Source organism: Rhizobium sp. BK602, assembly GCF_014195095.1.
Classification (GTDB): Bacteria; Pseudomonadota; Alphaproteobacteria; order Rhizobiales; family Rhizobiaceae; genus Rhizobium.
This window is the reverse complement of record NZ_JACIBC010000001.1, coordinates 192,614-204,035: the sequence shown is the minus strand read 5'-3', so window position 1 is coordinate 204,035 and position 11,422 is coordinate 192,614. Positions and strand designations below refer to the sequence as shown.

The following is an 11,422-nucleotide window of genomic DNA, read 5'->3' as shown; positions in this document are numbered from 1 at the left end:
CCCGCCGCAATCTGCTATAGATGACAGAATAATGGCTCTGGATGGTTCCGAAGTACCGCTTCGGGACCTGTTTTCTTTTGTGTCTGCGACAGAGCAACGCAGGGAGTGAAGGACAAGAAAAATGGTTGAAAAGGTACCGATGACGCAGAACGGGTTCGTCAAGCTGCAGGAAGAACTGCGCTGGCGGCAGCAGGAAGAACGCCCGCGAATCATCGAAGCAATTTCGGAAGCCCGTGCCCATGGCGATCTCTCCGAAAACGCCGAGTACCATGCAGCCAAGGAAGCCCAGAGCCACAATGAAGGCCGCATCACCGAGCTCGAAGACCTGACGGCGCGCGCCGAGGTCATCGACCTCTCCAAGATGTCCGGCTCGAAGATCAAGTTCGGCGCCAAGGTGAAGCTCGTCGACGAGGACACCGAGGAAGAGAAAATCTATCAGATCGTCGGCGATCAGGAAGCCGATGTGAAGGCCGGCCGCATTTCGATCTCCTCGCCCATCGCCCGCGCCCTGATTGGCAAGGAAGTCGGCGATTCCATCGAGGTCAACGCCCCCGGCGGCGCCAAGGCCTACGAAATCCTCTCGGTATCCTGGGGCTGATCGCCCGTGCGCGATCGTGACTCATCGCATGCGACCGATCTCAGCGAGATCGAGGTCATCGCGACGAATTTCAAACGCCGGCTCTCCGGCGTTACCTCCACGATCGTGCAGTTGATACCGAAGCAGATCGAGCTCGGCTGCCACATCGTCACGCTCGGTCCGGGCCTGCCGGAGGATTTGCCGAAACTCGACTGGGCGCGGCTTCCGGGCCTCTGGATGAAGCCCCGCCGCCATCGCGTCCGTGTCTGGCATGCGCGCCGCAACAATGAGATGCTGGTTGGGCTGCTCTTGCGCTCGGTGCTGCGCATGCCGCTGAAGCTGGTCTTCACCTCGGCCGCCCAGCGCCGCCACACCGGCTATACGCGCTGGCTGATCCGCCGCATGGATGCTGTCATCGCCACGAACGCACGTTCCGGCAGTTTCCTCGAAGTGCCGCATACGGTGATCCAGCATGGCGTCGATCTCAAGCTGTTCCATCCGCCGGAGGTGCCTGATGACCGAATGGCCGCAACCGGATTGCCCGGCACCTATCTGATCGGCTGCTTCGGACGCGTCCGTCACCAGAAGGGCACCGATCTCTTCGTCAAGGCGATGATCGAGCTTCTGCCGCGCTATCCGGACTGGACCGCCGTCATCTGCGGCCGGGTAACGGCCGAGCATCGCAGCTTTGCCGACGAACTGGTGAAGATGGTAGCCGATGCCGGCCTCACCGACCGCATCCGCTTTCTGGGCGAAGTCAATGACGTCAGACCCTGGTATCGTCGCGCGACGCTCTATGTCGCCCCATCCCGCAATGAAGGTTTCGGCCTGACGCCATTGGAAGCCATGGCCTCGCGCACCGCCGTCGTCGCCTCCGACGCCGGCGCCTATGCGGAGCTGGTCGTACCCGGGGAAACCGGCGCGATCGTGCCGGCTGGCGATGGCGAGGCCCTGACCAAGGCGATCGCCGTCTATCTGGCCAATCCGGAACAGGCGCTTGAACAGGGTGAAAACGCGGTGCGTCACGTCCGCAGCGAATTCGCGCTCGAAAAGGAAGCGACGGCGATCGGCGATATCTACCGGCGGCTGCTCGGCTGATCGGGCGGATTATCGACCAAGGTCGATGCCGTTGCGCTCGATGAAATCGACCATAGCCCGATCCTCGACCACATCCTCCTCGATACTCCTCACCATCGACAGAACCTTGTCGCGATATTTGGTCGGCGAGGTATCGTAGGCCCAGCCGCGCGCGAGCTTCGCCATCAGTTCCTCGCGAGACTTGGTATAATAGTGGTTGAGCTGCAGGAACCGGTTCGAATAGAAATCCGGCGATTTCCGCGCCCGGCGCGTGAAGCGCTTTCCGGCGTCATTGGCCGTGAGATCGCCGAATTCCCGGGTCTTGAACTGATGCACGCTGACCTCGGTCACCTCGCAGGGGTCAACGATGCATTTGAAGTTGCTGACATTTTCCTTGCGGGTCATCGGATCGGCGCCGCGCATCGTGTAGTTCAGTGTCAAAGGACCATCAGGGCGGGTCTCATGGCCGCTGGTGGCAAACATATGCCAGGGCAGCGAGACATTCGGGAAATCTCCCACCGCCGCCAGCGCCTGTTCGACCGTATGCCCTTCCTTCGGCAGCAGGAATTCGTCGACATCGATGAAGGCCATCCAGCGGTGGGCGCCGCCGAAATTAAGGATGGCGTGCGCAAAGACGATCACCTGGCCGTTCAGCCTCGTATCCGTAGCGGCGTCCTTCATCCACCCGGCCCAGGGAATGATCGTCAGCGCATCCTCGTCGAGAAGATCGCGAAGGATGACGCGGGTGTTGTCGGTCGAGCCGTTGTCGTAGATATAGAAATGCCGGATGCCGACGGCCCGATGAAACCGCACCCATTCCTCGATATAGCTCGCTTCATCCTTGACGCAGACGGCGATGGCGATCCCGTGACGCCCCTCCTGCGGCCTGGGCGGATCGATGATCAGCTTCTTCGCATCCGCTACTTTCGGCTTCAGCCAACCCATGCGTCCGTTCCCTGCCACTCAGATCGTCGATGCGGCGGCGAACCGGGCATCGTAGCCGAACCCATGCTTCAACAGCGCCGAAACCGGCGAATAATTCACGAAGGTCACGCCTCGTTCGGCCGCGATGTCCCCGGCCAAAACAAAATGCTCGATAATGCGGTCCTCGGCCTGGGCGATACCGGAAAAGGCGCTTTCATCGCCGGTCTCGTAGAAGCGAGGCTCGCCGGCATTGGAAATGTCGATGCCGAGGAAACCGATGGTCTCCGGCGAACAGGCAAGCGCAAATTGCAGCGCCGATACCGCGACGGAGCCGCCCTGAAAGACGCCTCGATCCGGCGCGAAGGAAAAGCCGGCGGTACCGGCCGTATTGAGCCGCACGAAATCGAGCCGCCTGATATCGTCTGGGGACCGGCGCGGAGCACCATAGGGCTTGCTGACATTGTCGATCAGAATGACCGTCTTGTCCGACAACCAACGGCTGTCGAGCGTGGCAAGTGCCCGCAGGACGGCGACGGAGAACAGGCAGACGGTGCCGGGCTTGATCCTGCGCCGCATCATCTCGGAATGCCGCCAGACGAAACGCTCATCCTCGACGGCGACCGCAAGCGGCGTGGCGATCTGCTCGCCGATCAAGCCGATGGCGCCGTTCAGCAGGATGGCGCTCCCCGTCTCCAGCCCGGAAAGATCGCAGTCGCGGATCGACGGGCCGGAACCGACGATGTGGATGATCGCACCGGCATCCTGCCGCAGCCGATCGCTATTCTCGAGATCGGCCACCTTGGCACGATGATAGAACACTTCGCCCGTGCCGTTCCTGCGGATGATAGTGAGCCCCGGAAACCAGTCCTGCGCATGCGCACGGGAACTGCCGAGCAGCAGCCGGGCGCCGGCCTTGATCAGCGATCGATGCCAGGGGCGATCCGCCATGGTCTCAGAGCTCCACCAGGCCGAGCTTCTTCACCTGCCGGATGGTCAGCATGGTGCGAACCGTATCGACATGCTCATTGGCCGTGAGCACCTCGATGACGAAATCCTGGAACCGGGTGAGATTTTCGGCAACGCAATGCAGCAGGAAATCGCTGTCGCCCGACACCATCCATGCCTGGCGCACCAGCGGCCACTCCGCCGTCACGCTGGCGAAGGCCTTGAGATTGGCTTCCGATTGATGCTTGAGACCGACCATGCAGAAAGCGACGAGATCGAAGCCGAGCTTGGGGCTGTTCAGCATGGCGTGGTAGCCCTCGATGACACCCGCCTCTTCCAGCTTGCGCACCCGGCGCAGACAGGGCGGCGCGGAGATGCCGACTCGATCGGCAAGCTCGACATTGGTCATCCGCCCATCGCGCTGGAGTTCCCGCAGAATCTTGATATCGATGGCGTCGAGTTCGGCTCGCAGCACTTTTATGGCCTTTCTTTAATTCCCCATCGCCAGCTTCTATATAAAGCGGGGAAATACGCAAGAAAGTTTCCCTCGCGTAACCGAATCTTACACAAAGCAGATTTGCTCTGTTAGTAATGCAAGGCTGCCCTTGAATAAATGCATGCGGCAATCATAAATGAGCGGGCGGATCGTGAAATCGCCCGCTTTGCCCGTTTTGAAGCCGCGATTGACGAAGCGCTGAGATTGAAAGGATTTTCCATGCCCGCCCGCCACACCAAGGTGCTCATCATCGGTTCCGGCCCCGCCGGCTACACGGCCGCCGTCTATGCCGCGCGCGCCATGCTGGAGCCGGTTCTGATCGCCGGCCTCGAACAGGGCGGCCAGCTGATGATCACCACGGATGTCGAAAACTATCCGGGCTTTGCCGATCCGATCCAGGGCCCCTGGCTGATGGAACAGATGCTGCAGCAGGCTCAGCATGTCGGCGCCGAGATCGTCAACGATCTCGTCACCGAAGTCGACACCACCAAGCGCCCCTTCCTCGCCCGCACCGACAGTGGCCAGGTCTGGACCGCCGATACGCTGATCATCGCGACCGGCGCCAAGGCCAAGTGGCTCGGCATCGAGAGCGAACAGCATTTCCAGGGCTTCGGCGTTTCCGCCTGCGCCACCTGCGACGGCTTCTTCTATCGCAACAAGGACGTGATCGTGGTTGGCGGCGGCAACAGCGCCGTCGAGGAAGCGCTCTATCTTTCCAACATCGCCAAGTCGGTGACGGTGGTGCATCGCCGCGATTCCTTCCGCGCCGAGAAGATCCTGCAGGAGCGCCTCTTCGCCAAGGAAAACGTCAAGGTTCTCTGGAACACCGAAATCGCCGAAATCACCGGCACGCCGGCCAAGCCGCCGATGCCGCCGTCGGTTTCCGGCGCGCGGCTGCGTGACACGCGCTCGGGTGTCGTCACCGACGTTGCCATCGACGGCGTTTTCGTCGCCATCGGCCATGCGCCGGCGACGGAACTCTTCAAGGGCAAGCTCAAGCTCAAGGACAATGGCTATCTCTGGACCGCGCCGGATTCGACCGCGACCAGTGTCGAAGGCATCTATGCCGCCGGTGACGTGACCGACGATACGTTCCGACAGGCGATCACAGCCGCCGGGATGGGCTGCATGGCCGCGCTTGAGGCGGAACGCTACTTGACCGGGCACCTGCCCGTCGCCGTGGCTGCGGAGTGATGCAGCCGATGAGGGGAAACGGCATGCCATTGGATTGGGACAAGCTGCGTATCTTTCACGCGGCTGCCGAAGCGGGTTCGTTCACGCATGCGGCAGACAAGTTGCATTTGTCCCAATCCGCCATCAGCCGACAGGTCAGCGCGCTGGAGCAGGATGTCGGCATCAAGCTGTTCCATCGCCATGCCCGCGGCCTGATCCTGACCGAACAGGGCGAATTGCTCTATCGCACCGCGCATGATGTTCTCCTGAAGCTCGAAACGGTCAAGATGCAATTGACCGAAACGACCGACAAGCCCAGCGGCAAGCTGCGCGTGACGACGACGGTCGGCCTCGGCCAGGGCTGGCTGACCGACAAGATCCAGGAATTCCTGCAGCTTTATCCCGACATGTCGATCCAGCTCATCCTCGACAACGAGGAGCTGGACGTGAACATGCGCCACGCCGACTGCGCCATCCGACTGCGCCAGCCGCAACAATCGGATCTCATCCAGCGCAAGCTCTTCACCGTGCACATGCATGTCTATGCTGCCCCCTCCTATATCAACCGCTACGGCGAGCCGCAGTCGGTGGAGGATCTGGACGAGCACCGCATCATCAGCTTTGGCGAGCCCGCGCCGAATTACCTGCTCGACGTCAACTGGCTGGAGGTCGCCGGCCGCTCGTCGGACAACAAGCGCGTGCCGCATCTGCAGATCAACAGCCAGACTTCGATCAAGCGCGCCTGCCTGCTCGGCATCGGCATCGCGGTACTGCCCGACTATATCGTCGGCCGAGATCCGGGCCTGATTCAGCTTGCCATCAATGCCGATGTGCCGTCCTTCGACACGTATTTCTGCTATGCCGACGAGATGAAGAATTCGGCCAAACTCAAGGTTTTCCGAGATTTTATCGTCGCAAAGGCGCGCAACTGGAATTTCTAACGCGGCTTAAACCATTGTAAAATATTCATATTTTACATCTTGTATGTTAGTTAAGCGTATAATGCATAGCTGATATGCACAAAACAGAGTTGAAGCATGCACATTTAACTACCATATCGCACATAGCTGATGCACACGGTGGCTTTTCCTCCCAGTTCCACCGCATTGGCTGTTCCCCTCTGGAGGTTTATAACCTTCATACCTATAGGGCCCTGGTTGTTACCGGCGGCCCTTTTTTTTGCCCTTTTTTCACTTGGCATCGCAAATGCATAACTGCCATGCACAAAAAAGCATTGCGCACTGCACAAATTAGCAGCATAACGCCCACAGCTGATGCACATGGTGGCTTTTCCTCCCAGTTCCACCGCAGCAGCTGTTCCCCTCTGGAGGTTTTTGACCTTCACACCTATAGGGCCCTGGTTCATTCCGGTGGCCCTCTTTTTTTGCTCATTTTCTAAGCACGCACAAAATCCATCCGTCGCAAATAATATCCGGCGTCGCATCTTGATATATCGAAAATCGACGATACATAAATCGTCAGATTTCGATATTCATAGGGTAAGCACCATGGATAGAACTGAGATATTGAAGGCGTTGGCGCATCCGGCGAGGCTTGAGATCCTCAACCATCTCAAGGATCCCCATGCCCATTTTGCCACACAGGAGCACCCGCTCGAGCTTGGCGTCTGCGCCAGTCAGTTCGAGCGTTGCGGCCTGTCGCAATCGACGGTCTCCGCTCATCTCGGCACCCTGCAACGGGCCGGCCTCGTGACCACGAAACGCCTCGGTCAGTGGATTTTCTACAAGCGCAACGAGGAAACCATCAACGAATTTCTCGCGACCCTGCAGCGGGAGCTGTGAGCATGCCAACGAGCATCCGGCCCCCTCGCCGCGTGCATCCGCCACAGCCTGAATAACCTTTGCCGATCCTCCCTCATCATCCAACCATCACCACAAGAAGGACCACCCATGACCAAACTCTTCGAACCAACCACCCTTGGCGATATTTCCATCGCAAACCGTATCGCCATGGCGCCGCTGACGCGCAACCGTTCTCCGAATGCCGTGCCGAACGATCTGAACGTCAAATATTACGCCCAGCGTGCCACCGCCGGCCTGATCATCACCGAAGCAACGGCCATCACGCATCAGGGCCAAGGCTATGCCGACGTGCCCGGCCTCTACACCAAGGAAGCGCTCGACGGCTGGAAGAAGGTGACCGACGCCGTGCACGCCAATGGCGGCAAGATCGTCGTGCAGATGTGGCATGTCGGCCGTATCTCCCATACCAGCTTGCAGCCGAACGACGGCAAGCCGGTCTCCTCCACATCAAGGGCCGCCAAGGCCAAGACCTATCTCGTCAACAAGGACGGCACCGGCAACTTCACTGAGACCTCCGAACCGCGCGCACTCGATGCAGGTGAGATCCCAGGCATCGTCGAGGACTATCGCAAGGCCGCCCGCGCCGCGATCGAAGCCGGCTTCGACGGCGTCGAAATCCACGCCGCCAACGGTTACCTGATCGACCAGTTCCTGCGCGGCGATATCAATGACCGCACCGACCAATATGGCGGCGCCATTGAAAACCGCGCCCGCTTCCTTTTCGAGGTCGTCGACGCGATAACGCAAGAAATCGGCGCCGGCCGCACTGGTATCCGCCTCTCGCCGGTCACGCCGGCCAATGATGCCAGCGATCCGAACCCGGAAGCGCTCTTTACCTATGTCGTGGAACGCCTGGCCCAGTACGGCCTCGCCTATATTCATGTCATCGAAGGCGCAACCGGCGGCGCACGTGACTTCCTGCCCTTCGACTATGACGCCCTTCATGCTGCCTACAAGGCCGCCGGCGGCAAGGCCGGCTGGATGCTCAACAACGGCTACAACCGCGAGCTGGCGGAAGAGGCCGTTGACAGCGGCAAAGCCGACGTCGTTGCCTTCGGCAAGCTCTTCATCTCCAACCCGGACCTCGTACGCCGGCTAAAGGAAGATGCTCCGCTCACTCCCGTCGACCAGGCAAATCTATACGGCGGCAGCGGCCCGAAGGGCTATTCCGACTACCCAACTCTGGACGAGGTCGCGTAGGCTTCGCTTTTGCCCAAACCTTTTTCGCGCTTTGCCAACCGGCGGAGCGCGAAATCCGCCGCCAGGAGGCCGCTCCCCCCCTGCGGAACTGCAGTTCTATTCGCATGACGCTCTTTTCGGTGTCGCCTGGGAGACGGGCACATTCTCGCCTTCCCATGATTGCGACGAAAATGAGCCCGCCTCTCACGGATCGGAACGGCAGCGAGGCTGCCTTCACCAAATCCGTGATGCCGACGATTGATAAAAGCAATTTCCGGCTTGGCCATGCAGTCTTCGCTCCCCATCTAACTTTGCGGCGATCGGCGAGCAGCACTCGCCTTTTGATAGAGAGGGCGTCTCGGCTTGATGACAGTGAACTCATTGCAAAACCAGGCCATATTTAAACCCTATGTCGACCGTTGGTCGCTGACACCCGATGGCAAGCCCATCATCACCCATTCCAGCCATCTCCTCCCCGTCATCTGGCGCGAGAAGCCGACCATGCTGAAGGTTGCGCTCAATATCGACGAGAAGTTCGGCAATCGGGTCTTGCGCTGGTGGGAGGGTGACGGAGCCGCTTACGTCTACCAGCATGACGACGACGCGGCACTTCTGGAACGGGCGACAGGGCCAGGCTCGCTGTTGACGATGGCCATGGACGGCGGCGATGACGCGGCAAGCCGGATCATGTGCCGTACAGCCGCGAAGCTGCATGCGCCACGGCTGGCGGAATTGCCGTCCGATCTGGTGCCGCTCGACCGCTGGTTCCATGAGTTGGAACCAGCCGCGCTCATCCATGGCGGCATGCTCGCCACCTGCGCGGAAGTCGCGCAGGGTCTGCTGGCGGATCAGCGGGATTTGACCGTGCTCCACGGCGATATCCACCACGAGAACATCCTGGATTTCGGCCCTCGCGGCTGGCTCGCCATCGACCCGAAGCGCGTTCATGGCGAACGCGGCTTCGATTTCGCCAATATATTCTGCAATCCGGAGCTACCCACCGTCACCAAGCCGGGCCGCCTGCAGCGGCAATTGCCGATCGTCTGCGCCGAAGCCGGCCTCGAGCCGAAACGGCTGCTGCAATGGATCATTGCCTATGCCGGACTTTCTGCCACCTGGTTTCTGGACGACGGTGACACGAAGAACGCGAATTCGGACCTCACGGTTGCGGAAATTGCCCTCAATGAGCTCAACGCCTGACGGCTGCCATCAGCGCGCCGGCAGGCAACCCATGGCCATCAGGCTCGCCCTGACCGCCTCATCGATCGGGGTGTGCGGCTCTTCACCGAGCACGGCCAGCAGCTTGTCATTGCCCATCCGCAGCGGCACGCTCCACAAATAGCGCATTTCGCTGAGCTCGCGCATCAAGGGTACGAAGGGTGCGGCGAGCGGCAATATCCACCAGGGAAACGCCTTCACTTTTACCCTATGTCCGATCGCGCGTTCGATGGCGCCGGTCATCTGCCGCCCGTCACCATCCCAATGGCCGCGCATGTGATAGACGGCGAAGGTGGGAAGCGCATCGGCCTTCTCGATCAGCCGGATCATCGTTTCCGCCACATCGGGCAGATAGGCCCATTGATGGCCGATGCCCGCCTTACCCGGATAGCTTATCGATCCCACCGGCTTGCCGGATGTCACCAGCCCTTGCGAAAACCAATTGTTGGCGGCCTGCGGACCGAAGAAATCTCCGGCGCGCAGAATGATGACGGGCGTACCGCTTTCGGCCGCCATCTTGAGACGGCGCTCCATTTCGACGCGGATTGCGCCCTTTCGCGTCCGGGGACGCTGGGGGCTATCCTCGTTCACCTCGGGAAAGGCGTCCGGCCCGAAATTATAGACTGTGCCTGGCAGGACGATCCTTGCTCCGACAGCCCTTGCCGCCTTGATTGTGCTGTCGAGCATCGGCAGGACCAATTGCGCCCAGTTGCGATAGCCCGGAGGATTGACCGCATGCACGATCAGCTCGGCGCCTTCCGCCGCCTTCAAGACATCGCCCGCCCGCATCGCATCGCCCTGCACCCATTCGAAACCGGGCTCCAGTCGGGCGGCTTCGTCGGCATTCCGGTTCAGCGCCCGGACATGCCATCCGCGAGCGGCAAGTCCGCGTGCGACGGCACCGCCGATGCCGCCTGTTGCACCCAGTACGAGGGCTGTTCTTCCATTCTCCATCTGCTCAGTCATCGTCGTCTCCATCGGTTCGATGAAATGACTATGCGACGGGGAATGAATAAACGAAATTGCCGAAAATATTTCATATGCTATACAAAAATGCATGATGATACGGGAACCGAGCTGGGACTTCTACCGCACCTTCCTCGCCGTGCTGGAGCACGGTTCGCTCTCGGCCGCCGCACGGGAGCTCGGCTTGACGCAGCCCACCATCGGTCGCCATATCGGCGCGCTGGAGGAGACTGTCGGCTCGCAGCTCTTCACGCGCTCGCAGCAGGGCCTGCTCCCGACCGACGCAGCGCTTGCGCTCAAACCCCATGCACAGGCGCTTGCCAGCACCGCCGCCGCCCTGCTGCGGGCGGCCTCCGGCTCGCGTGACGATGTCAGCGGCACAGTGCGCATCAGCGCCAGCGAGGTCATCGGCACGGAAGTGTTGCCGCCGATCCTGGCCAGCCTGCAGGCAGACCATCCCGGCCTTGCCATCGAGCTTTCCGCCTCCGATACCGTCGAGGATTTGTTGCAGCGCGAAGCGGACATCGCCGTGCGAATGGTCGAGCCAGCGCAGGACGCGTTACTCGCCCGGCGTGTCGGCACCATCACGCTCGGCCTGTTCGCCCATCGCCACTATCTTGCCCGGCATGGCGAACCCAGAAACGTCGGCGATCTGCATCACCACCGGCTCATCGGCTTCGATCGCCAGACGGCCTTCATCCGCGCGATGATGAAGCGCTATCCCCAGTTCGACGGCCTCTCCTTCGCCTTCAAATCGGATCACAGCATCGTCCTGCACAACGCATTGCGCGCCGGCATCGGCATCGGCTTCTATCAGGTGCCGCTTGCGAAGAGGGATGGAAACCTTGTCCGGCTGCTTCCCGACATCGAGCTCTCGCTCGATACCTGGGTCGCCATGCACGAAAATTTGCGGACATCGCCACGCTGCCGCGTGACATTCGACGCTCTGGTGGCCGGGTTGTTGGATTATATTCGCGGCTAGAGCCTGTCGCGCAAAAATGTGCAGCGGTCTTGCGACAACGACATGCGCAACATCAAGAGCCT

Annotated in this window: 12 protein-coding genes; 8 read left to right on the top strand and 4 right to left on the bottom strand. The window is 60.7% G+C overall.

Annotation, left to right across the window (positions count from 1 at the left end):
• Positions 1-121 precede the first annotated feature (121 nt).
• The gene (gene greA, locus FHX11_RS01000; RefSeq protein ID WP_107108622.1) at positions 122-598 is read left to right on the top strand and encodes a transcription elongation factor GreA; all 477 of its coding nucleotides are present in this window, start codon (positions 122-124) and stop codon (positions 596-598) included.
• A gap of 6 nt (positions 599-604) precedes the next feature.
• Positions 605-1,675: a glycosyltransferase family 4 protein gene (locus tag FHX11_RS00995; RefSeq protein ID WP_184354156.1), complete on the top strand. Its 1,071-nt coding sequence runs from the start codon at positions 605-607 to the stop codon at positions 1,673-1,675.
• A gap of 9 nt (positions 1,676-1,684) precedes the next feature.
• Here FHX11_RS00995 and FHX11_RS00990 read toward each other — a convergent pair whose 3' ends face one another.
• From FHX11_RS00990 to FHX11_RS00980, 3 genes are read right to left on the bottom strand one after another with little or no spacing between them, the layout of a single operon-like run.
• Positions 1,685-2,599 carry a glycosyltransferase family 92 protein gene (locus FHX11_RS00990; protein ID WP_184354154.1) on the bottom strand — a complete coding sequence of 305 codons (915 nt, stop codon included), beginning with the start codon at positions 2,597-2,599 and terminating at the stop codon, positions 1,685-1,687.
• A gap of 18 nt (positions 2,600-2,617) precedes the next feature.
• The gene (locus FHX11_RS00985) at positions 2,618-3,526 is read right to left on the bottom strand and encodes a glycosyl transferase (protein WP_184354152.1); all 909 of its coding nucleotides are present in this window, start codon (positions 3,524-3,526) and stop codon (positions 2,618-2,620) included.
• Positions 3,527-3,530: 4 nt separating this feature from the next.
• On the bottom strand, positions 3,531-3,998 hold the full coding sequence (locus FHX11_RS00980) for an Lrp/AsnC family transcriptional regulator (protein WP_028751628.1): 468 nt from the start codon (positions 3,996-3,998) through the stop codon (positions 3,531-3,533).
• Positions 3,999-4,238: 240 nt separating this feature from the next.
• On the opposite strand from FHX11_RS00980, the gene trxB reads away from it, so the two are divergent.
• The 5 genes from trxB to FHX11_RS00955 all read left to right on the top strand — a co-directional run bounded on the left by trxB (position 4,239) and on the right by FHX11_RS00955 (position 9,394).
• A complete protein-coding gene (gene trxB, locus FHX11_RS00975) occupies positions 4,239-5,213 on the top strand; it encodes a thioredoxin-disulfide reductase (RefSeq protein ID WP_184354150.1) in 975 nt (324 codons plus the stop codon).
• Positions 5,214-5,236: 23 nt separating this feature from the next.
• Entirely contained in the window at positions 5,237-6,133 is an 897-nt protein-coding gene (locus FHX11_RS00970; RefSeq protein ID WP_184354148.1) for a LysR family transcriptional regulator VtlR, read from the top strand.
• A 567-nt stretch (positions 6,134-6,700) separates the two neighbouring features.
• Positions 6,701-6,994, top strand: coding sequence for a metalloregulator ArsR/SmtB family transcription factor (locus tag FHX11_RS00965; RefSeq protein WP_184354146.1), 294 nt, complete (start codon positions 6,701-6,703; stop codon positions 6,992-6,994).
• Positions 6,995-7,102: 108 nt separating this feature from the next.
• Positions 7,103-8,215: an alkene reductase gene (locus tag FHX11_RS00960; RefSeq protein WP_184354145.1), complete on the top strand. Its 1,113-nt coding sequence runs from the start codon at positions 7,103-7,105 to the stop codon at positions 8,213-8,215.
• 375 nt (positions 8,216-8,590) lie between these two features.
• On the top strand, positions 8,591-9,394 hold the full coding sequence (locus tag FHX11_RS00955; RefSeq protein WP_184355743.1) for an aminoglycoside phosphotransferase family protein: 804 nt from the start codon (positions 8,591-8,593) through the stop codon (positions 9,392-9,394).
• A 9-nt stretch (positions 9,395-9,403) separates the two neighbouring features.
• Here the strand turns inward: FHX11_RS00955 and FHX11_RS00950 are convergent, their stop codons facing one another.
• Complete coding sequence (locus FHX11_RS00950) at positions 9,404-10,378, bottom strand: SDR family oxidoreductase (protein WP_184354143.1); 975 nt, start codon at positions 10,376-10,378, stop codon at positions 9,404-9,406.
• 94 nt (positions 10,379-10,472) lie between these two features.
• Between FHX11_RS00950 and FHX11_RS00945 the strand changes: the two genes are divergently transcribed.
• Positions 10,473-11,360 carry a LysR family transcriptional regulator gene (locus FHX11_RS00945; RefSeq protein WP_184355741.1) on the top strand — a complete coding sequence of 296 codons (888 nt, stop codon included), beginning with the start codon at positions 10,473-10,475 and terminating at the stop codon, positions 11,358-11,360.
• The last annotated feature ends 62 nt before the right edge of the window (positions 11,361-11,422 follow it).